General features: G+C 62.0%; 12 protein-coding genes. 6 read left to right on the top strand and 6 right to left on the bottom strand.

What is annotated here, in order from left to right; genetic code table 11:
* The first annotated feature begins 93 nt into the window (after positions 1-93).
* The gene (locus THIDRDRAFT_RS11225; RefSeq protein ID WP_245535829.1) at positions 94-1182 is read left to right on the top strand and encodes a CPBP family intramembrane glutamic endopeptidase; all 1089 of its coding nucleotides are present in this window, start codon (positions 94-96) and stop codon (positions 1180-1182) included.
* Here the strand turns inward: THIDRDRAFT_RS11225 and THIDRDRAFT_RS11220 are convergent.
* Positions 1118-1879, bottom strand: a complete 762-nt coding sequence (locus THIDRDRAFT_RS11220) for a LytR/AlgR family response regulator transcription factor (RefSeq protein ID WP_007040960.1) — start codon at positions 1877-1879, stop codon at positions 1118-1120. The genes THIDRDRAFT_RS11225 and THIDRDRAFT_RS11220 overlap by 65 nt on opposite strands.
* A gap of 228 nt (positions 1880-2107) precedes the next feature.
* Here THIDRDRAFT_RS11220 and argH point away from each other — a divergent pair, with 228 nt between their 5' ends.
* The 5 genes from argH to THIDRDRAFT_RS11195 all read left to right on the top strand — a co-directional run bounded on the left by argH (position 2108) and on the right by THIDRDRAFT_RS11195 (position 9987).
* Complete coding sequence (gene argH, locus THIDRDRAFT_RS11215) at positions 2108-3505, top strand: argininosuccinate lyase (RefSeq protein ID WP_007040959.1); 1398 nt, start codon at positions 2108-2110, stop codon at positions 3503-3505.
* Complete coding sequence (locus tag THIDRDRAFT_RS11210; protein ID WP_007040958.1) at positions 3498-3872, top strand: nucleotide pyrophosphohydrolase; 375 nt, start codon at positions 3498-3500, stop codon at positions 3870-3872. The genes argH and THIDRDRAFT_RS11210 overlap by 8 nt, the downstream gene beginning before the upstream one ends.
* Positions 3873-3972: 100 nt before the next feature.
* Positions 3973-6792, top strand: a complete 2820-nt coding sequence (locus THIDRDRAFT_RS23790; protein ID WP_007040957.1) for a PAS domain-containing protein — start codon at positions 3973-3975, stop codon at positions 6790-6792.
* Positions 6793-6818: 26 nt separating this feature from the next.
* Positions 6819-7469: an ANTAR domain-containing response regulator gene (locus THIDRDRAFT_RS11200; RefSeq protein WP_139058703.1), complete on the top strand. Its 651-nt coding sequence runs from the start codon at positions 6819-6821 to the stop codon at positions 7467-7469.
* Positions 7470-7860: 391 nt separating this feature from the next.
* Positions 7861-9987, top strand: coding sequence for an EAL domain-containing protein (locus tag THIDRDRAFT_RS11195; protein WP_007040955.1), 2127 nt, complete (start codon positions 7861-7863; stop codon positions 9985-9987).
* Positions 9988-10042: 55 nt separating this feature from the next.
* On the opposite strand, the gene THIDRDRAFT_RS11190 is transcribed toward THIDRDRAFT_RS11195, so the two are convergent.
* The 5 genes from THIDRDRAFT_RS11190 to THIDRDRAFT_RS23780 form a co-directional block, all read right to left on the bottom strand.
* Complete coding sequence (locus THIDRDRAFT_RS11190; RefSeq protein ID WP_007040954.1) at positions 10043-11032, bottom strand: HD domain-containing phosphohydrolase; 990 nt, start codon at positions 11030-11032, stop codon at positions 10043-10045.
* Positions 11029-14508: a response regulator gene (locus THIDRDRAFT_RS11185; RefSeq protein ID WP_007040953.1), complete on the bottom strand. Its 3480-nt coding sequence runs from the start codon at positions 14506-14508 to the stop codon at positions 11029-11031. The genes THIDRDRAFT_RS11190 and THIDRDRAFT_RS11185 overlap by 4 nt, the downstream gene beginning before the upstream one ends.
* The gene (locus tag THIDRDRAFT_RS26500; protein ID WP_007040952.1) at positions 14505-16724 is read right to left on the bottom strand and encodes a sensor histidine kinase; all 2220 of its coding nucleotides are present in this window, start codon (positions 16722-16724) and stop codon (positions 14505-14507) included. The genes THIDRDRAFT_RS11185 and THIDRDRAFT_RS26500 overlap by 4 nt, the downstream gene beginning before the upstream one ends.
* A 215-nt stretch (positions 16725-16939) precedes the next feature.
* A complete protein-coding gene (locus THIDRDRAFT_RS11175) occupies positions 16940-19150 on the bottom strand; it encodes an EAL domain-containing response regulator (protein WP_007040951.1) in 2211 nt (736 codons plus the stop codon).
* Positions 19151-19589: 439 nt separating this feature from the next.
* Positions 19590-22994: a PAS domain S-box protein gene (locus tag THIDRDRAFT_RS23780; protein WP_007040950.1), complete on the bottom strand. Its 3405-nt coding sequence runs from the start codon at positions 22992-22994 to the stop codon at positions 19590-19592.
* Between the last annotated feature and the right edge of the window lie 23 nt (positions 22995-23017).

Genomic DNA, 23017 nt, shown 5'->3' with positions numbered 1-23017 from the left:
AAACGATTCTTTATCGCGCGCCTTTCTAAGGCGCGCCATCCCCGTTGATGTTTCCGCTTGGTGGTCTTCGTGCTCGGGTGCCGAGCAACCCGCATGGTAGAATCCAGTCGCAGGGCTCTGGTCCTGCTCCATCTCTATTCACTCCATTCGATCGCTCTGCGTCCTCGGATCCGTGTGGCTGATGAGCCCCTCATCCTCTCGGCTTGGCCGCGCGATCACCGCTGCAAACCGGGCTTGAGCCCCATTGGACGACCGCAGGCAGATGACACCATGCGCATGACGGCCCTCTTTTTCGCCTATTTGTTCGCCTGTTTTCTGCTGGCGGCGTTGTTGACCTATCCCCTGATGATGACGGGCTGGATCACGATCGATGCGCATCGCGTCATGGGGCGCTTGGCGCAGCTGTTCATTCTGGCCGGGCTCTGGCCCTTGCTGGCGTTTCTTCGGCTCAATGACCGCGCGGTGCTCGGCTATCGGCCGACAGGCGCATTCATGCTGCGTCGCATCGGTCTCGGTTGGCTGGTGGGATTGGCAATCCTCGGCGCCCTGGTGGCGGTCTTGATGATCCTGGATGTCCGTGTTCTGGATCCGGGGGTCGTCATCTGGCCGGATCTGGTCGAAAAGGGGATTCAGGCGCTGATTGGTGGGCTATTGATCGGCGTGCTCGAAGAGACCTTCTTTCGTGGAGCGCTCTACACGGCGATTCGTGGTCGCAGCGGGGTGCGCTCGGCGGTGCTCTGGTCCTCGGCGCTTTACGCGGCGCTGCACTTCATGAAACCGGGAGCCTTGCCCGATGGGATGGTCTTTGATTGGTCCGGCGCCCTTTGGATGTTCGTCCATGCCTTCATCGACCTCTTCCAATGGAAGAACTTGGATTCGCTGATCGCGCTCTTTGCGGTCGGTGTCTTTCTCTCGCTGGTACGCGAACGCAGCGGACACATCGGCTGGTGCATCGGGATGCATGCCGGCTGGGTCTTTGCGATTCAGATGACACGGCGTATCTCCGACGGAAACCCGTCGTCCGATTTTGGCTTCCTGGTCGGCGACTACGACGGAACCATCGGTTGGCTGGCCGCCGTCTGGATCGGATCGCTCGCCGTGCTTTTCTGGTGGCTTTCTAGCCGGCCTGGCGATCGCGCTGATTCAGCCAGCGACGGACCTCGGCAAGGTGACGGCGGCTGACGGACAGGCGATCCGGACAGTCGCGAAGACGGACCGAGGTGGTTCCGTCCGAGTCCTTTTCCAATCCATGGAAGCGACTGCGCGCCACCAGTGCGTTGCGGTGGATGCGCACGAAGAGATCCGGAAATTCCTGTTCCAGCGAACGCAGCGATTCGTCCACCAGGAGTTCGCCGCCGAGATGTCGGACCGTGACATATTTCTGGTCGGCGTGCAGATAGATGATGTCGCTTAGATCCACCGAGCGCATCCGGCCTCGGTATTGGGCTGTGATTCGCCCGCGTCGCGTCGGGTAGTTTGGGTTACGGTTGCTTGACGACCCTTGAGTGGGATGCTCGGAACCGCATTGGCTGGCGACCAGCAAGATTTCCTCCAGCCGCTCGGGCCGCACGGGCTTGAAGAGACAAGCAGCGATCTCCTGTCCGCTGGTCTGAAGCGGGAGTGGTTGTTCTGAGGTCATGAGAACGACGGTTGGTGGCTTGTCCAGCTTGGCGAGATGATGCGCGGCCTCGAAGCCGTTCAGTCCCGGCATCTGCGTGTCCAGAAAGACCAGATCGACGGGTTGGGCTCGGCATCGGGCGATCGCCTCCCAGCCGTCCGATGCCTCGCCGGCAAACTCGTGTCGACCATCGGTTTTCGCGAGCAACTGTCTGATGCGTTCGCGGGTTGGAGAGTCGTCGTCAACCACAAGAATCTTCATGCGGATCCTCCTCTTCCATGGCGTCGGGTTTTCATGTTCGAGCCGACACGCGCTAATTTTTCCTTATTGAACAAATATCTGATCTATGCCGACTGCTTGCGCGAATGGCCTTGGCGCGGTCCTGTTATCGCCTAGGGTCTTACACGTTACGTTTGGTTTCGGCGGATGGCGTTCTTCAGTGAAATCGAGCGTGTAGAATCAGCGCTTTGCCTTTTGCTGGAACGACAGATGCAAGACTCCAATCCATCCTCGAAGCCTTGGGCAGGCCGCTTCAACGAACCCACCGATGCCTTCGTCGAGGCCTTCACCGCCTCCGTCGACTTCGATCGGCGGCTCTACCGTTACGACATCCAGGGTTCCATCGCCCATGCCACCATGCTTGCCCGTCAGGGCATCCTGACCGAGCCGGAGCGAGATGCCATCGTTGCCGGTCTGGAGGCGGTGCGCGCGCGCATCGACGCCGGGACGTTCGTCTGGTCGATCCCGCTCGAGGACGTCCACATGAACGTGGAATCCGCCCTTACCCAGGATATCGGCAGCATCGGTAAGAAACTTCATACCGGACGTTCACGCAACGATCAGGTCGCGACCGACGTGCGTCTCTGGCTGCGCGATGAAATCGAGACCATTCGCGCCGAAATCCAGCGTCTCCAGCTGGCGTTGCTGGATCTGGCCGAACGCGAGGCGGACACGATCCTGCCGGGGTTTACCCATTTGCAGGTCGCGCAGCCCATCACCTTCGGTCACCACATGCTGGCGTGGTTCGAGATGCTGGATCGCGATAGCGAACGTCTGGCCGACTGCCGTCGCCGGCTCAACGTCATGCCGCTCGGCGCCGCCGCGCTGGCCGGCACCACCTATCCGATCGACCGTCATTACACGGCCCAACTGCTGGGTTTCGACCGTCCGGCCGAGAACTCGCTCGACGCGGTCTCTGACCGAGATTTCGCCATCGAATTTACCGCCGATGCAGCCATCCTGATGATGCATCTGTCACGTTTCTCTGAAGAACTCATTCTGTGGTCGTCGGCTCAGTTCGGATTTGTGGATCTGTCCGATAGTTTCTGCACCGGATCCTCGATCATGCCGCAGAAGAAGAACCCGGACGTGCCCGAACTGGTGCGCGGCAAGAGCGGTCGAATCTTCGGTCATCTCATGGGCTTGCTGACCCTGATGAAGGCCCAGCCGCTGGCCTACAACAAGGACAACCAGGAGGACAAGGAGCCGCTGTTCGACAGCGTCGACAACCTCAAGGGTTCGCTCAAGGTGTATGCGGACATGATGGCTAAGGTTAGCTGCAACCGCGAGCGTATGCGCGCTGCCGCTAAACAGGGCTTCAGTACCGCGACCGATCTCGCGGACTATCTGGTCCGCAAGGGCATTCCGTTCCGCGATGCGCACGAGATCGTCGGCAAGGCGGTGGCGCTCGGCGTGCGCGAGGGGCGCGATCTTGCCGAGCTGACCCTGGCCGAACTCCAACAGTTCTCCCCTGAGATCGGCGAGGACGTGTTCGAGGTGTTGACCCTGGAGGGCTCGGTCGCCGCGCGCGACCACATCGGAGGCACGGCCCCCGTTCAGGTTCGGGCCGCCATCGGTCGTGCGCGCGAGCGTTTGGCGCATGGCTGACGGTCAGGATCGCCCCGATAGCCTGGATCGGCTCAATGCCCGCCTGCTGTGCTTTGCCCGCGAGCGCGATTGGGAGCAGTTCCATTCGCCCAAGAACCTCGCCATGGCCCTGGCCGGCGAGGCGGGCGAACTCCTGGAACATTTCCAGTGGCTTACCGAGGCCCAGAGCGCGGCGCTGGACGGAGATAAAAAGCGCCAGGTCTCGCATGAGCTGGCCGACATCCTGCTCTATCTGATTCGTCTCTCCGAGCGGCTCGATGTCGATCTCATCGCCGCCGCCGAGGAGAAGATCCTCATCAACGAACGCAGATATCCGGCCGATAAGGTGCGCGGAGACGCACGTCGGGCCGACGAATACCCTGACTGATCGGAATCGGCGTATCCGGTGCCGTCGGTGGCGTTTTCGCTCCCGGAGTCCGTGCGAGGGTCTCTTCCCTCCATCGAGTCGATCATGAGGACTTGATCCAATGAGTCACACGAAAGGGACAGGGAGGTCGGACAATCAGAATTCATCGGGGTTGAATCTCGGCGAGGAGATGCTCGTCGAGCTGGACGCGCAACTGCGGTGGGAGCGGGCGCGTTGTCGCGATCTGGAGCGCTTGCTCGCAGCGTCCGAGGCCAGATACCGCAAGCTCATGTCCTTCACCGACGACCTCATCGCCCTGGTCGATCGCAACTATGTCTACGAATGGGTGAACGATGCCCTTCTGAGGCTATATCGCAAGAAGTATGAGTCAGTCATCGGCCATTCGGCCGCCGAACTGCTCGGGCGCGATCACTTCGAGAACGATGTCAAGCCGAGGTTTGATCGCTGTCTGGCTGGAGAGCGCGTGCAGATCGACGAGTGGGTGGAGAAACCGAACCTTGGGTTCCGGTTCATGCAAATCAGACTGACGCCGTCCATGGGGGAGGATGGCCGTGTCGAGGGCTGTATCATCCATATCCGCGATAACACCGATCGTAGACGGGCGGAAGAGGCGTTGGAGCGCAACGCACGCCAGCTCAGACTCATTACCGACGCCTTGCCCGCCCTCATCGCCTATATCGACGACCAGCAGCGATACGTTTTCGTCAACGCGGGCCATACGCGCCTCTTGGGGAAGGGGCGCGATTACTTCATCGGGCGGCAGGTGGTCGAAGCGGTCGGTCCGGATATCTACGCTCAGATTCGCGGCTATCTGGAGCGCGCGCTGGCGGGCAGCGAGGTTAGCTGTCGGTATTCTTTCGAGCACGAGACACGCGGGCGGCTGTATTTCGAGGGTGTCTATGTTCCGCATCGCGACGAAAACGGCAGGGTGCTCGGCGTCTATTCCCTGGTTCGTGACATCACCCATCACAGGCTGGTCGAGGCGGAGCTGGAGCGTAGGGGGCGCATTCTGAGCGCGGTTGCCAGTCTTTCGCGATTGTGTCTGACGACCGATCGCTGGACCCAGATCATGGGGGATGCACTTGAGCAGCTCGGAATGGCCGCCGGGGTCAGTCGCGCCTATCTGTTCGAGCATTCGCTGACGCCGGATGGCCGGCCGCTGTGCACCCAGAGCTTCGACTGGTGTTCCGAGGATCTGAGTGCTGATCTCGTGCGGCATCGAACGCTTGAATTCGACTGGTACGCCGAGGGTCTCGGGACCAGTTACGAGGCCCTGTGCCGGGGCGAGACCGTGACCTGGGGGCAGACTGGTTATTCGGAGGCAGAGGGACGTTTTCTGGCGTCCCGAGGCATCAAATCGATCCTTATGGTCCCGCTTTTCGTCGATGGAGCCTTCTCCGGTTTCCTCGGGTTCGACGACTGTCGCGAGGAACGGTGCTGGTCTTTGGCCGAGGTCTCGGCGCTTCAGTCGGCGGCCGGGGTCATGGGGGCTGCGATCGAGAAGGCCGAGATCGGTCGCCGCTTGGTCGAACGCGAGCGTCGCTATGCTCTGGCCACCGAGGCTGGCAAGGTCGGTGTCTGGGAGTGGAATCTGCGGACCGGGACGGTCTTCGCCGATCCTGTTCTGCAACGCATCATGCAGCGGGATTGCGGTGATGACGGCACCGAAATGGACTACTGGCTCGATTGCATCCATCCCCAGGATCAAGCGATCACCGCCGACATTCGCCGACAGCTGGAACGTGGAGAGCTGACTGAATTCGATCGTCTGTTGCGGGTGCATGCCCGAGATGGCGGTATGCGCAGTCTCTGCTTTCGTGGCACCCTGATACGCGATCCTCAGGGCGTGCCGCTCAAGGTTTTCGGGACCGCCATCGATCTCAGCGAACAGCGTCGGGTTGAGGAGGAGTTGCGACGCGCCAACGAGGAGTGGTCCAAGACCTTCGACACGGTTCCCGATCCGATCCTGATTCAGGATCTCCAGGGGCGTCTGCTCAAGGTCAATCGTGCCTGTGCCGAGCGTCTCGACGCCTCCATCGAGGGATTGCTCGCCAAGCTGCATCGCGCCTTTCCCGACGGAGCCGATTGTTGCGACGTCGAGCGCGTCTCTTCGCATCAAGGCGGTCGCACCTGCGTGGCCGAGATCGAGGAGAACGGGCAGGGACGTCTACTGCGCGTCACCACATCCCCGCTTTTCGATCATGAGGGCGTGCTTTGCGGTCGCATTCATGTCATCCACGACATTACCGACCGTCAGCGTGCCGAACGGGATCGTTTGGCACATCTGGAGCGTCAGCGCGACGTTCTGGTGCGCGAGGTGCACCATCGCATCAAGAACCATCTCCAGGGGTTGATGGGGTTGCTTTCGCTGGGCGGGGGTGGGCGTGAGGAGTGTGCAGGGATCATCGGCGAGGCGATCGCCCAGGTGCAATCCATTGCAACCGTCTACGGCTTGCAAAGCCGGGAGGTGGCTGCGGACGTCTGTTTTCGCGAGATGTTCGACGCGATAGTATCCAACGTCCGCGGCTTCAGCTCCGTCCCGGTTCGCATGGTGGCGGGGAACGAGATCGACAGCGAACTCTGCATTGTGCGCGACAAGGCTGTGGTCTTGGCCCTAGTGATCAATGAACTTCTCATGAATGCCGTCAAATGCAGCGTCTCGGGATCGGACCAGGATCCCGTCGAGCTAAACCTCGGGGACGACCAGGGACGGCTCGTTCTCACCATCGCCAACTCGGGCGTTCTTCCTCCAGGGTTCGATTTTGAAACCGGCCAAGGGCTTGGAACCGGGCTCGGCCTGCTGCGGGACATGCTTCCGCGTCAGGGTGCGTTGCTGTCCATTTCCGGCGATGTTGGCCGGGTCATGGCGACCGCGATCATCGAACCTCCATTGCTGGTGCGGAGGCATCGGTCATCATGAACAGGACGTTCGGAGAACAGTGTGATATGCAAACATCGACGTTGCTGCTCGTAGACGACGACGAGGTCGTTCTGGCGACCTTCGGCAAGGGGCTCAGGGATGCGGGCTTCGTGGTGCAATTGGCCGCCTCCGGTCAGGAGGCGTTGATGAAGGCGCGCAACGCTCCGCCCGATCTGGCGGTGCTCGACCTGCGCATGCCGGGGCTGTCCGGTATCGAGACGGCTGAGTTCCTGCGGGACATGGGGGTTCCTGTCATCTTCCTGTCCGCCTACGACGATCATGACTCGGTCGAACAGGCGATCACCCGAGGAGCCTTGGGCTATCTGATCAAGCCCATTGACGTGGCCCGCGCCATTCCGACCATCAAGGCTGCCCTGGAGCGCGCGCGAGAGATTCGGGACTTGGTCGAGCAAAAGCGGCGTTTGACCAACGCGATCGACACGGGCAGTCTCGTCAACGTCGCGGTCGGTATTCTGATGGAGCGCCATCGTATCGGGCGGCAGGAGGCCTTCGACTCGATGCGGGAGCGCTCGCGCAAGGAGCGGCGTAAGGTTCGCGATGTCGCGGGCGACGTGCTGAGCGCTTGGTCGCTCGTCAACGACCTCAAGCCCCTGCCGGTGAAGCCGTCGTCGGCATCCGGTGGCCGAGGTCGCGCAGGCAAGACTGAGATCGGATGATCTGGCCGCCGGTTCGGCTGGATTGGAAGGCGCGGGATTCCGCTCTCGCTTCATCCTGGCCACGGGACGCGTATTCTCAATCCAGGTGGCGCGCCGTCAGGGCGTCGACCGATCTATTGGACTGAACCTCGGCCACATCGCGTGTGATTGGGCGACGGTTGATGTGTGATTTTTCATCTGACTGTGACGTATCATCTGTCTGTGATCGATGTGTTCGAGATCCTGGACCCTAAATGCCTGTCCTTGATCCTCCTGCCCGCATCCCTTTCCCCCGGATGCGACCGTTACGAATGACCGCCTTGCTCCTGCGGCTCGAATCCACGGTGGTGAGCGAATGGATGACCGCGATCGGGGAATGCTCCCGGATGATCGCCCGGCGAGCGCGTCGGCGATGCATGGACGACCGACAGGGGCGGTCGGTGAACGGTTCGATGATGGGGTGCGTGCGGCTGTAGGGGGCTGCTTCGAGCAGTGTCCGACGCTTGCGAAGCTCCTATTCGGATATGCCCGCGAGGGCGTCCTCGTCACAGACGGCGAAGGCGTCGTTGTGGATTGCAACGACGCCTTTACACAGGTTATGGGACATGCGCGCGAGGAGATTCTCGGACGCCATGCGAGGACCCTCATCTCCGGTCTTCATGGGACCGAACTCTTCGCGGCCATATGGCGAGAACTCACCGAGAAGGACCATTGGCGGGGAGAGGCCTGGAGCCGAAGCAAGGACGGCCGGCTCTTTCCGGTGACGCTGATCATGACCGCCGTGCGCGATCCAGAGGGCGCGCGCCAGCATTTCCTCGGGCTCGTCTCCGATCTCTCCGGACAGGAGGATCAGCGGCGTCATCTCGACTACATCGCCCATTACGATCCGCTCACCGGGTTGCCCAATCGCATTCTCCTCGTCGACCGGTTGCAGCGAGCGATGGAGCAGGTCGCGTGTCGTGGCACGCGTCTTACGGTCGCCTATTTGGATCTGGACGGCTTCAAGGCCATCAACGATACCTATGGCCACGAGGCGGGGGACCGGCTCCTGGTCGCGCTCGCCCGACGCATGCCCTCGGCCCTGCGCGCGTGCGACACCATTGCCCGTCTTGGCGGCGACGAATTCGTCGCCGTGCTCTTGGATCTCGACGATTCGATCGGTGAGGTCGTGCTCGAGCGTTTGCGTATGGCCGCCTCCGATCCCGTGCTGCTGGGCGATGTGGTGCTACAGGTCTCGGTCAGCATCGGCGTCACCCATTACCCTCAGGCGCGAGAGGTCGATGCCGACCAGTTGTTGCGTCAGAGCGACCAGGCCATGTATCAGGCCAAGCTCGCCGGCAGAAACAGCGACCAGCTGTTCGATCCCGAACAGGCGTTCAACCTGATGGATCGTCATCAGTGTCTGGCTCGAATTCGCACCGCTTTGGAACGGCGCGAGTTCGTGCTCTATTACCAGCCCAAGGCCAATATGCACACCGGCGAGATCTTCGGTGCCGAGGCGTTGATCCGTTGGCAGCACCCCGAGCGCGGGCTGCTTCTGCCCAACGCCTTTCTCCCCCCGATCGAAGGTCATGCCGTCGCCGTCGAACTCGGTGAGTGGGTGATCGAGGCCGCCTTGACTCAGCTTGAGGAGTGGCATGCCGTTGGTCTCCACATCTCGGTCAGCGTCAACCTCGGCGCCTATCAACTGCAGCGACCGGATTTCATGGATTGCCTGCGCACGCTGTTGGCGGCGCACCCGAGGGTTCACCCGAGCTTCCTTGAACTGGAAATCGTCGAGAGCAGTGCGCTGCAGGACATCGAACTCGTGGCCCAGGTGATCAATGCCTGTCGCGAGATCGGGGTGCAGTTTGCGCTCGACGATTTCGGGACCGGCTACTCTTCGCTGACCTATCTGAAGCGTCTCCCCGCCGCCTCGCTCAAGATCGATCAGACCTTCGTGCGCGACATGCTGGACGATCCAGACGACCTTTCGATATTGGAAGGCGTGCTGGGTCTCGCCAAGGCGTTCGAGCGCCATGCGATCGCCGAGGGCGTGGAGACGGTCGAGCACGGTCGTTTGCTGCTCCAGCTCGGCTGCGAGTTGGCACAGGGCTATGGGATCGCGGTGCCCATGCCGGGGGCCGATCTACTCCGCTGGGTGAGCGCCTGGCGACCCCCGGTGGTGTGGTCGACAGAGTCGCGGGTGGCCCGCGAGGATTTGCCGGTGATCTTCGCCCAGGTTGAGCATCGCGCCTGGCTGCGCAAGCTCGAGGATGTGGTGTTGTACGGTCGCATGCTGCCGCCGCCCATGCATGTACGCCATTGTCGTTTCGGTCGCTGGCTCTATGGTGAGGGGCGCGTCCGCTACGGCGACCGGCCGTCCTTCGAGAGGGTCGAAATCCAGCACCGCCAGATACACGAGTACGCCAACGAGATCCTGGATCTCAAATGGCAGGGGCGGGAAGACCAGGCCATCGCCCGGCTCAATACCCTGTACGAGGCGCGCGATTCGCTGTCTGAGGCGCTCCTGTCCTTGGTGAGCACACGACCTCGTTGAGCCGCGTGATGTCTTCACGCGTGGAACAGTGCGGATATTGCGGGATGAGGCGGGTTCATTCCTCGCGGGCGTCCCATTCCTCCTTCGCCGTCATGATGCGCGGCAGAATATCCATGAAGCACTCCATCAACCGTGGTTCGAAGTGGCTGCCTGCACCCTCGCGGATGGTCTGCACGGCTCGCTCGATTGGCCAGGCATCCTTGTAGGGGCGGCGCATGGTGAGTGCGTCGAAGACGTCGGCGATCGCCACGATTCGGGCCGATTCGGGAATCTGGTCGCCAGCCAGACCGTCTGGATAGCCGCTTCCATCCCATTTCTCATGATGGCGTAACGCGACCTCGGCCGCCAACTGGAAGAGGGGCGCCTGACTCTTACAGAGAATCTCGTAGCCGATGCGGGAGTGCTGTTTCATGATCTCCCACTCGTGTGGATCCAGCTTGCCCGGCTTGCGCAGGATCTCGCCCGGGATCCCGATCTTGCCCGTGTCGTGCATCGGGGCGGCGCGTTTGAGGTCATCGCGCTCGGCCTGGGACCAGCCGCAGGCGGTCGCGATCTCGCTGGCATAGGCCGCCATACGCCAGATGTGCACACCCGTGTCCGTGTCGTTGTAGTGACCGGCCTCGCCAAGCATCGAGAGGGCGTCGGCATAGCTGTTCTCCAGGCGCGAGGCATGGACCAGTGAAAGATGGGTGCGAATCCTCGCACGCACGATGGGCGGTGACAGCGGTTTGATGATGTAGTCGACCGCGCCCGCGTCGAACCCTGCTGCCTCGTCGCCGACATCGTTGAGACCGGTGACGAAGATGATCGGAATGGCCTCGGTTATCGGATCGGCCTTGAGGGTGCGGCAGACCTCGAATCCGTCCATGTGAGGCATCTGGATGTCGAGCAGGATCAGCGAAGGTTGACACCTGACTGCAGCGACCAGCGCTTCAGCGCCGTTGCGGCAGAAGATCAGGGGGTAGTCGTTACCGAGGACCTGGCGTATGGCCGCTAGGTTCTGAGGTTCGTCATCGACGACCAGCAAGGGTCCATTGCGTGTCATGGCTCCTCCAGTGGAATCGCCAGTCGGGCGGCCAGCGCGAGGATGGCGGCCGAACCGGCGCTTGAATCGAATTCCTCGGTGGCCTTCCATGCCTCCGCGAGCGACTCGCCGGGCAGCTGTTGGGCCAGGGTTTCCAACAGGGGCTCGACCGCGATGGGGTCGAAGCGGTTGAAGGCCGCAAGCGCCTGTTTCAGTAGGTCTGACACGAGGGAGGGATCCACGTCCTCGGGAGGAATCGCGAGTCTCTCGTTTCGACGGTCGGAGGGGCGTTCGGTCTTGGGTGCGTAGGCTTGGATCGCGTCCAGTGCCGAGACGAGACTGTTCCGAAAGGCATCCATCTCCGCAGCCGCTTCATCCAGTTCCATGGCGTCGTTCCATGCATGCTCCAAGACCTGCGCTCGCGCGGCAAGCCGTACTAAAGCCAGATTGTTTGCTGCACCCTTGAGTCTATGTAGATAGCGGCGGGCCTCGCTCGACTCCATATCCAGAAGACGTGTTGCGCTATCGCCAAATTCATTCGCGAATTGGCGTAGATATTTGCGATAGACCTCTGGATCCTTCCAAAGGTCCAGACCTCTGTCGACCGCTAGATGGGGTAGCGAGGCGACTGAGGGCGGAGCGGCGGGATCGATGCTCGCGGACACCCCTTCGGTTCGCTGTTCGGGCATTGGTTTGCTGTTGTCTTCCTTGCGTTCAGCCAGGCGTCGGATCAGGGCGACCGCCTTGGAAACGTCGAAGGGCTTGGAGATGAATCCATCCATGCCGGCCTCAAGCGCGGCCGTCTCCTGCTCACGCAGCGCGCCGGCGGTCAGTGCGACCACGGGGAGTTGGGCGATTGAGGGCGTGCGACGGATAAGTCGGGTGGCGTCATGACCGTCCATGACCGGCATCTGGACGTCCATCAGGACGAGGTCAACGGCGTCCGGATGGGCGATGAGCCAATCCACCGCCTCGCGTCCGTCGCCGGCCAGATGGATTTCGGCACCCTCGTTGTCGAAAATGTTGCTCGCGACCTTGCGGTTGATGTCGCTGTCGTCCACCACCAGCAGGCGCAGCCCCACGAGGCGTTGCGAGATGGCGGACGGCTGCGTTTGGGGCGGCTCGCCCAGTCGATGGCTGCGTTTGCGTATGACGGCATTGTATAGCTGCGACGGTGTGACCGGCTTGGAGAGTACGGCATCTACCGCTCCTGTCTCCGGCGAGTCCTGCAGGCTGTCGCGACGAGGAACGCCGAGGACGAATATCAGGGGCTGCCGGTTCGGTGGCAGGGCGGTACGGATGGCCTGTGCCGTGGCGATTCCATCGAGGTCTGGCATGCGGCTGTCGAGCAGCACCACTGCGTTCTGCCCCTGGAGTTCGGGATCCGCGAGGACGACCTCGAGCGCCTGGTTGCCCGATGCGGCCTGGCGCGCCGACCAGCCCAGCGTGGCGACCGTGGTCGCCAATGCCTTGCGGATGACTGGATTGTTTTCGGCGATCAGCACGCGTGTTTGGGACTCGCCTTGGGGCACCTGGGGCGCCTGCTGTTCGGCCAGGTCGAAGGCGATCTCGAACCAGAAGGTGCTGCCCTCGTCCAGGGCGCTGTGCACGCCTATGTGTCCGCCCATGAGATCCACGAGCCGCCGGCAGATGGCGAGACCTAGCCCCGAGCCACCGAAACGCCGGGTGGTGGAGGCGTCGGCCTGGGAGAACGGCTGGAAGAGCCGTGTCTGGGCGGCCTCGTCGATGCCGATGCCGGTGTCGATGACGGAAAATTTGAGCCGCACGCGCGAGTCGGTGCGCTCGAGCGTTTCGATGTGCACCTCGACCAAGCCCGAGCGAGTGAACTTGATGGCGTTGCTGCTGAGATTGATCAGCACCTGACCCAGTCGTAGTGCATCTCCGATCAGGGTCAGGTCGAAGCAGTCGGGTGTGATGACCAGTTCCAGGTCCTGCTCCTGATCGGCCGTGGCGGTCATGATGGTCGCGAGATTGTCCAGCACGCCGCTCAATGCGAAGGGCGCGTGCTCGATCTCGATGCGGCCCGATTCGATCTTGGAGAAATCGAGGATATCGTTGATGATGCCGAGCAGCGCCTTACCGGACTGGTTGATTTTGTGCGCCAGGTCGAGCGCATCCTCGGGCAGATCCTGTTGCTCCAGCATGTAGCCCAGCCCCAGCACCGCGTTCATCGGGGTGCGAATCTCATGGCTCATGTTGGTGAGGAAATCGCTTTTCGAGCGCGCCAGACGTTCGGCCTGGCGGCGTGCCTGTTCCAATTCGCGCGTGCGTTCGGCGACGCGTGTCTCCAGTTCCTCGCGGTGTCGCTGGAGCTGCTCCTCCATCGCTCGGTGTTCGGTGATGTCCCGGGTGATCTTGGTGACGCCGAACAACTCTTGGCTGGCGTCGCGCGCGGCGGTCAGAATGACCTCCGCGTAGAAGCGTGAGCCGTCTTTGCGGACTCGCCAGCCTTCCTCCGCGCTACGGCCCTCGTCGATCGCCTGTTTGAGCAATTGCCGAGGTTTGCCGCTTGAGACGTCTTCCGGCGGGTAGAAGAGAGAAAGCGGGCGACCGACCGCTTCTTCGGCTTCATAGCCTGTGAGATTGGCCGCGCCCTGGTTCCAGGTCGTCACGCGCCCCTTGGTATCCAGCATGATGATGGCGTAGTCGCGGATGTTGTCCATCAGCAAACGCAGTCGCTCCTCGCTGTCCCTTAATGCGCGCTCGGCCGCGAGACGCTGGGAGATGTCCCGGATCACGATGGTGTAGATCCTGTGGCCTTCGCTCAGGGCCTTGGCGCAACTAGCTTCGATCGGAACGTCGTGGCCGTCTTGGTGGCGTCCGTCGAGGACGATATAGTGGCTGTCATAGACGCGTGCGTTATCCGGCTCCATCAGCGGCTTGGCGGGGGTGCACTTGATACGCTCGAATGCGTCGCCCGGTAGCAGTATGCCGATATGCTGTCCCAATATCTCGGCAGCGGAGTAACCAAAGGCCGTTTCGGCGCCCTTGTTGAAAATCTGGATGTAGCCGGACTCCTCGGCGACCAATATGGCGTCCAGCGTACTGTCGAGGATGGCGCGATACTGGACCTTGGTGACCAGGGTTTGGCGCCGGTTGGCGGCCTCCTTGAGCTCGCGGTCCAATGCCGGACCCAGTCGCGCCAGATTGCTCTTCATGAGGTAATCGTTGGCGCCCCCGCGCATGGCGGCGACGCCCACATCGTCCATCACGGTTCCCGAGACGAAGAGAAAGGGCGTATCCCGGTCGCGTTTTCGAACCATCTCCAGTGCGCTCAGGCCGTCGAAGCTTGGCAGCCTGTAGTCCGAGATCACGACATCCCAGATGCCCATCTGCAGCGCTTCGTGTAGGCCTTCTGCCGTTTCGACCCGTTTGTGCTTGACCTCGTACCCGGCCTCTTGCAATGCGTGCAGGAGCAGCAGCTCGTCGTCCGAGGAGTCCTCGATCAGTAATAGACGCAATGGTTTGGATGTCATGATGGCGACGCGAGTGTGAAGTGAAAGCTGGCGCCCTGGCCGACGGCGGCTTTTGCCCAGATCTGTCCGCCATGCTTGCGTATGACGCGCTGTACGGTCGCAAGTCCGATGCCTGTTCCGGGAAAATCGCTGCTGTGGTGGAGCCGCTGGAAGGCGCCGAAGAGCTTATCGGCATAGGCCATGTCGAATCCGGCCCCATTGTCGCGCACGAAGAAGTTCGGACCCTCGTCCGTCTCCTGACGTCCGAATTCGATCCGAGCCGTCTGCGTCTTCCCCGTGAATTTCCAGGCGTTGGCAAGGAGGTTCTGGAGCGCGACATGGATCAGTCGTGCGTCGGCGTAGGCATCGAGTCCAGGTTCGATGCGGGTCTCGAGCGTGCGCTCGGACTCGGCGGCGTGCAGCTCGTCGAGGATCTCGCGTGCCATGGCGCTCAGATCGATCCGCTCGCGCTGGAGTTCGACGCGGGTGATGCGCGAGAGTGCCAGGATGTCATCGATCAGTTCTCCCATGTGCTGAGCGGCCGCGCGAATCCGATCCAGATAGTCCTGGCCGGTTGCATCGAGCCGATCGGTATGGGTCTTCAGCAGGATCGCGCTGAATCCGTCCAATGCACGCAGCGGTGCGCGCAGATCGTGAGAGACCGAGTAGGAGAATGCCTCGAGTTCGTGGTTTGACGCGACGAGTTCCCGATTCGTGGTTGCGGTCTGTTCCAGCGCGTCGCGTAGTGCATCCTCGGTGGCCTGAATCTCGGTGATGTCGCGGATATCGCTGATCACCAGGGGCGATCCCTGGGGCGTTTCGACCGTGCTCAGACTGATGGCCAGCGGAAGCGTGCTGCCGTCCTTGCGCACGCCCTGGAGCCGTATGCCCGGCGCCATGGCGCGCGCGGTACGTTCTCGCATGTAGTCGGCTCGGTATTCCGCGTGCCTGGATCTCAGGGGTTGCGGAACCAGCATCTCGACCGTTTGACCGATGAGCTCCGCGCGTTCGTAGCCGAACAGCCGCTCCATCTGGGCATTGACCTGAAGGATATGCCCCTCGACATCGCTGATGAGAATGCCGTCCGGAGCGCCTTCGATGAGCGCGGTCAGTTGGGTTTTCCGGCTCTTGAGCTCCGCGTTCGCCTGGTGCCGTTTGATTCCGAGATAGGCGATCCAGGTGCTGGCCAGCGCGCTGAGCGCGACGAGCCAGATCCACCCCTGAAGGTAGGTCAGCACATGAGGGCGGAGCTTGGCGGTCAGTTCGTCCGGCGACATCCAGGACACCAGCAACCAGCGATTGCGGGGCGCGTCGGAGAGTTCCATGTGATGGTTGCTCAGGTCGCGGGCGGGGCGGAACTCGATGGCGCTCAGTAGTCCGATATCCGAGTCGGTCCTCGATGGGCGGTTGTCGATCTGATCCTGTATCGCGTGCCACAGCACCGGGTTCCAGTTCGGCACGCGCGCGTCGGAACGATCGGCGAACATGAAGCCCCATTCAGGGCGCTTGTCGGAGGCCATCAACCAATAGCCTTCCCGGTCGAGCAGCCAGAGTTTTACGGCCCGCGCACGCGCGAGTGCGTTCAGTCGTTCGATCAATGGCTGGCCGAGATAGTTGATGATCATCAGGCCACGCTCCGCGCCTGCGGCATCGACTACGCGCGAGACGAAACGGATCATGGGCTTGTAGGGGATCTCGATCTCTCCATGCTCCACGTTGAGATCGAATCGCGACAGATAGAGACCGTTCTCACCCAGATTGCGCGCGCCGATGAAATAGGGGCGATCGCTTTTGTCCTGGAGCTGGGATTCGGGGACGACTTGCGTCGTGCCGCTCTTGTTGTCGATGCGGATCCGTTCCCGGCCCTGCTCGTTCAGATAGCGCATCTGATCGTAGATGCCGATACGGGCCGACATGAGACTACGGAAATCCTCGATCGTCTCGTGCTGGTCGGACGCCTCCCCAGCGGCGAGGAAGCGGCTGAAGGGGGGGTGGTGTGAGACATACTGCAGGTCGCGCAGCACCCAGTCCAGCCGTGCATTGATGACCAGGCCAGCCTCGAAGGTGGTGCTCCACTGTTTTTCATGTAGCGCGTCCACCAGATGCCGGGCCTCGCTGCGGTAGAGCAGACCCATCAATAAACTGATCGCGACCAGCATGCACAGCCAGATGGCGAGGCTCCGCCAGAGGATTTGCCATCCGATGATGCCAAGTTTGAAATGGGCCTTCGTGCGCATGAAATCCCTGTGCCTACGTTCGCGATGTGAGCTGCATTCTTGAGGCGGCCGATGTTTCCGCTCCGAGGCGCTAGCCTGCTGATTTGGGGACCGTTGAGGGGAGCGCAAGAGGCCATTGATCGGGATTTCGACCGATCAATCAAGCGGGGCTTGGGGCACTTGTTGGGGAATCGGTGTGTCGCGCGGGACAAAGACCGGGGATAGGCGGCTCTGATTTAGAGGCGGTCGGCCATCCATGCCTCGAAGGCGTCGGACGACATCGGTCGGCCGAAGAGGTACCCCTGTCCGTCCTTGCAGCCGCGCTCCATCAGGTATCGCCGTTGTTCCTCGGTCTCCACGCCCTCGGCGATGGTGCCAAGATCCATCTGACGTCCGAGCGCGACCACCAGATCTGCGATCCCGTTGTCGCTGCTGTGGCCGAGTTCTTGGACGAAGGCGCGATCGATCTTGATCCGGTCGACGCCGAGCTGCTTGAGGACGCTCAGCGAGGAATAGCCGGTGCCGAAGTCGTCGAGCGCGACCGAGACGCCCATGCGCCGGATTTCGGCGATCTTTGCAGCGGTAGAGGCGATCTGGCCGATCGCGATCGATTCGGTCAGCTCCAGCTCGATGCGTTTCGGGTCGATCTCGTGTTCGTGGAGTACGCGTTCCAGGATGGAGATGAAATCCGGCTCGCGGAATTGGGCCTGGGAGACGTTGACCGCCATGCGGAATCCTGTGTGGCCAAGCTCGATGATACGTTTCAGCTGGTCGCAGGCGGTGCGTAGCACCCATTCGCCGAGGGCGATCATGAGACCCGAATGCTCGGCCACCGGGATGAACCGGTCGGGTGGGATGACGTCACCCTCCTCGGTCGTCCAACGCAACAGCGCCTCCGCCCCGACCACGCTTCCGGTCGCCAGGTCCACCAGGGGCTGGAAGGCCAGATGGAGCCGCTCGGCGTGGAAGGCGGAGCGCAGATCGGTGAGCAGGCGGATACGCTCGCGCGCCGCCAGGCCGAGATCTTCGGTGAAGGCGATGGCGCGCCCCCGGTGCAGTCGCTTGGCCTGTTTCAGCGCGATGCTGGCATCCTTGAGCAGATCGGCGCCTCTGGTGGGTCCAGGGCCCACGCGGATGAGGCTTGCGGTTGCCGAAATGCGGATGGATCTGTCCTGCAGATCGAACGGGGTCGCGAAGATCTGCTCAATGGTATAGCGATCGATCGCCGCGCTGGGACCGAGCAGGCAGAAGGCATCTGCGGTCACGCGGGCGATTAGGGTCGGTGGCTGGAACGTCTCTCCCAATCGGTAGGCGACCGCGCGCAGGACCTGGTCGCCGAAATGGTGATCGAGCGCCGCGTTGATCTCGGCGAAATCGTCGAGATCGATTAGGGCCAGGGTGTCGTCTTGTTCGCCGTCCTTGCGTTCGTCGATCAGATGGATAAGCCGTGCGCGGTTGGGCAGATGCAGGAAAGGATCGTAATAGGCTGAATCTAGGAGCTGTTCGTGCAGCAGCACGTTCTCGAATCCGACCGTTACGTTGGCGCAGAAGATCTCCAGCAGGTTGCGGTTCACCCTGTCGAGCGGGTACGCGACATCCAGATAGGCCGCGACGCCTTGGGTGCCTTGTACGTCGAAATAGAGGCAGGTCATGGGGTCGAACAGATGGCTCTTGGCTGTCAGACACTGCTCCAGGGCGTTTCTGATCTCGGCATCTGGCAGTTCATGCAGTGGAGACTGGATCAGGTGTCGGTACCGTCCTGCGGCGGCGATCAGCCAGGGCGATTTTTCTCCCGTGGGCGCGGAGGCGACGCAGACCAACCCCTCCGGTGCGATGTCCAGGAGCGCACACAGATGCGTGACCACGCCTTCGGAGAAATGATGCAGCGCCCGTCGTTTGGCGAGTCCGGTGCTGGCCGAGATGATGAGCTCCAGACCGCGCCGGCTCATTTCGAGCTGGCAGAGTTGACGGTAGGAGCGGATGGCGACGGTCAGCGTGGTGAACAGCCGAACCCGGGTCATCTCGGACTTGGTCTTGTAGTCGTTGATGTCGTAGGCGCGGATGGTCTCGATCTCTGGGGCGTAACCAGGCTGGCCGGTGCGCAGGATGATGCGCACCGCGCGTCGGTCGAGATCCTCCCGGATGCGCCGTATGAGCGCGAGTCCGGCGTCTTCTGACTCCATGACCACGTCGAGCAGAATCGCCGCCACGTCTGGGTTATCGGCCAGTAGGTCGTAGGCCTGGCTCGCCGAATAGGCGTGGAGGAAGTCGAGCGAGTGTGCGTCGATGGTCAGATCGCGCAAGGCCAGGACGGTGGCCTCGTGCACGTCCGGTTCGTCGTCGACGATGAGAATGCGCCAGGAATCCTTCGGTTGGTGGTGCTCGTCCGGCTGATCCTCGATGAGAAAGAGTGCGTCGTCCGTGTCTGGAGGTTGGCTCTGGGTCATTAGGCACCCTCGTCCGCAGTCGTCCGATGGCGCCTGCCCGGTACGGGCGCTGACCAATCGATTGAAAGACCATCAAGCGATAGATGAGATCCTGTTTTCATCGGAGTGCTTTGGCCTCTATGTGATGATTCGCTGGAACGCGCTCTTCCGGCAATCGCCAAAGGAAACGTCTGAGAAAGGCTGTTCGGTTCTCGCCGATGCGAATGTATTCGCGTCGTGGACGTTTCTGCAAACCGTCTGAGATGGGCATCTTATACTTGAGGTTAAAGTGAAGATCTCACGAGAATGGCGGCTTCGGCAACCCTCATCGTCATGCCGTGAGACGGTGTGCTCGGGTTTCGAGATGGCGCTTGACTCTATGTCCAAGACGCGGGTTTCCTCTCTCTGGGTTATAGGGCTCGCTTTCCACAGGGTCTTCGGGGACCGGTTGGCCGGTCCATCAAGGCGCTTGGCCGTCGGGGCCGACGCGCGGCAGCGTCAGGATGAAGGTGGTGCCTTGGCCTGGCTGGCTGTCCACGACGATCCGCCCGCCCAGCGCGACCGTCACCAGATTGTAGGTGATATATAGACCCAAACCGCTGCCACCTTCCCCCAGGCGGGTCGTGAAGAAGGGCTCGAAGATGCGATCCAGGAGTTCGGGGGCGATGCCGATTCCATCGTCCGCGCAGAGAATGGCGATGTCGTCCGCGCCTTCCGCATGGGCCTGGATGCGGATGCGGCCAGACTTCAATCCGGCAAAACCGTGCTTGAGCGCATTGTTCACCAGATTGGTGATGACTTGCTCCAGTGGGCCGGGGTAGCTGTCCATCTCCAACTCGGGTGGGGCCTCGATTTCGATATGGTGCGCGGTGTGCTTGAAGCCTGGACGGAGCGTGACCAGCATTTCGTTCAGTGTCTGATGTAGATTGAAGCGGCGGCGGCGCATGCTGGTCTGATCCACGGCGACCTGCTTGAAATGTCCGATGAGTTCCGCCGCCCGTGACGTATTGCGTTCGAGCAGATCGACCGCCTCGCGGGTGTGCGCCAGGAAGGCGGTCAATTGCGAGCGGCGCAGCGTGCCCTCATCAATGGCTGCGCCGATCTCGCTCAATCGGGCTTCCAGGGTGCTGGCCACGATACGGGCGTTGCCGAGTGGCGTGTTGAGTTCGTGGGCGACGCCTGCGACCAGCTTGCCGAGCGCCGCCAGCTTTTCGGATTGCACCAGCTGATTCATCGCCTGTTGCAGGGCGCTGGTGCGCTCGTTCACCAGCTCCTCCAGATGCTCTCGGTGGCGCCGCAACTCCGCATCCGCCAGCTTGCGATCGCTGATATCGCGCACGAAGGCGAAATCGTAGTCCTGGCCGTTGAAGGCGATGTGATTTGCGGTTACCTCGACCGGGAAGATGGTTCCGTCCTGGTGGCGATGGGTCGTCTCGAATCGGCGCCGCTTCTGTTCGCGTGTCTTGTTCCAGTGGTCGATCCATCGTGTTTCGGGGAACTCGGGGTTGATGTCCCAGACCGCCTTGCCGAGCAGCTCCTCGCGCGCGTACCCAAGCGATTCGCAGGCCTCGTCGTTGACGTTCATGAAGCGTCCATCGGGCGTGATCCAGAATATGGCGTCCGCTGAACGCATGATGGAGAGTTCGGCCAGACGCAGCGCCTGCTCGGCGCGTTTCTGATGGGTCAGATCCTGAATCAAAGAGAGCAGTGTGGGTTGGGCGCCCAGCTCGATGAGCTCGGTCGACCAGAGCACGTGCCGTATTTCGCCGTTCCTGGTGCGAATCAGCGTTGGCGCTTCCTTGATGGAGCCCTTTTGGAGCAACTCCGCGATCATGCGGTCGCGGAAGTTCGGGTCGACCCAGATCCCGACGTCCTTGGATGTCCTGCCGACGAGGTCCTCTGCGGCCCATCCGCTGAGCTCCAGCCAGCGCGCGTTGGCGTCGATCAGCCTACCCTCCAGGGTCGAGAGGGTCATGGCTGCGGGATTGGAGCGAAAGGCCGTCGCAAAGCGGTGTTCGCTTTCGCGGAGCCGTTTGAGCAGCAGATGTTGGGAGAGCGCATCGCCGACGCGCTCGGCGATGGCCTGGAACAGACGTTGTTCCGTCTCGCTCCAGTCGCGTTCATGGCTGCACTGATGAATGCCCAGTATCCAGGTCCGATCGGACCGAGGGTGCAGCGCGATCGTCAGCTGACTTCGGATGTTGTAGCGCCGTACCGTTGGGGAGTTTCTGATCTCTTCGGTGGCCGGGAGCGTGTGAGGTCCAGGCGTGTCCATCAAACATCGCACCATCTCGTAAAAGTATGTGTCGGTTATGACTGTGACCCCTTCGGCGTTGGTGTCGCCCCCTGTGGCGGTGGCGCCGGGCCACTCCGGTCGGGTTGCCTCGATTGGGATATGGAAGCTGGCGTTCCCCGTGTCGCCGGGGTACATGAAGAAGGCGCGGTCGGCCTGGAAGATATCCCGAATGGTTTCAAGCAAGTCGGGCATCAGCTCGTCGTCGGGGCCGGGCGCCGTCAGGATGCGCGAGATTCGGTCTAGATTTTCCAGAAAACGGGCGTTGTCCTTTAGCCTGCGGTCGGAATCGAGATGCTGCAGCGTATGCGCAAGGATTTCGGCCACCATACGCAAGAGTCGCGTGTCTTCCTCTCCCCAGTCGCGCTCATGGTCGATGGCGTCCAGGCCGATGAGACCGCGAATTCGGCCGTTCAACTCGATCGGAACCCATAGGGCCGACTGAACCTTCCCTTGTCGTAGATACGGCCTGTAAGGCGAGTCGTCCGCCAGGTCGCGGTAGCGGATTCTCACGACGCGATCCTGTGGCGTTGCGTCGAAGGCGCGCAGCAGGTCTTCGGTTTTGAAGGTGCGTATCGTCTTGCTGTCTGGTGGAGCGTTCGCGCCGCACCATGCGTGTGCATCGGCCGGTGCCGATGGATCGGGGGCGATTGTCAGAAGATAGCTGCGTTCGGCCTGGGTCAAGCGTCCGATGCGCTCAAGGATCCAGTGGAGTTGCCCGTCGAGTTCTTCACCCTTCGGATTGATCATTAAGGCCGAGATCTCGGTTGCCGCCTGCTCGATATCCAGGTGGCGCTTTAGCTTGGTCTCGGACTCCTTGCGCGCGGTGATGTCGAGCAGGGTGCCGATCATGCGCACGGCGCGGCCGGTCACGAGCCTCCGCACCACCCTGCCCGCCGACAGCACCCAGATCCAGCCGCCCTCACGGGTACGCAGACGCAACTCGGTCTGGTAGTCGTCGCGCCGGCCCTCGACGCAGTCGTCGTACAACGCCAGCATGTGTTGGTAGTCGTCCGGGTGGAGCCAGTTTGCCCAGATATCGGGGGTCAGATCCAGTTCGTCGGGGGCGTACCCTAGCATTCGGGCATAGGCGTCGTTGACGATGGCCCTGCCGGTCGGGATATCCAGGTCGTAGAGTCCTTGCCCGGCGACCGCCAAGGCCAGCGAGAGACGTTCCTCGCTCTCGCGCAGGGCGCTTTCGGTCTCCCGCTGCGGCGTGAGCGGATGGACCAGCGCGCAGTTGTAGCCCCGTCCCTCGATTTCGAAATAGTGGCCGAGGATCTCGACCGGCCACACCGAACCGTCGCGATGGCGGTGGCTGGTGCGGAAGCGCTGGGTCCTGGTCCGGCGCAGCTCGCGCCAATGATCCGGCCACTGTTGAGCGGAAACCTCGGGGTCGATGTCCGTGATCTTCAGCGCCAGCAGCGCCTCGCGGCTGTAGCCGAGCGACCGGTAGGCCGCTTCGCTGGCGTCGATGATGCGCGCCTCCTCGTCGATCCAGAAAAGGCGCGCATCCCGGTCGGGATCGGTGGCGAGAATATTCAATGGCGGAACCTCCAGTGAGCCGGGCATGGGAAACCGCTCCAGCGACCTCC

This window comes from Thiorhodococcus drewsii AZ1, assembly GCF_000224065.1.
GTDB lineage: Bacteria > Pseudomonadota > Gammaproteobacteria > Chromatiales > Chromatiaceae > Imhoffiella > Imhoffiella drewsii.
The sequence above is the reverse complement of the archived record's forward strand: the minus strand, read 5'-3'. Positions and strand labels throughout refer to the sequence as shown.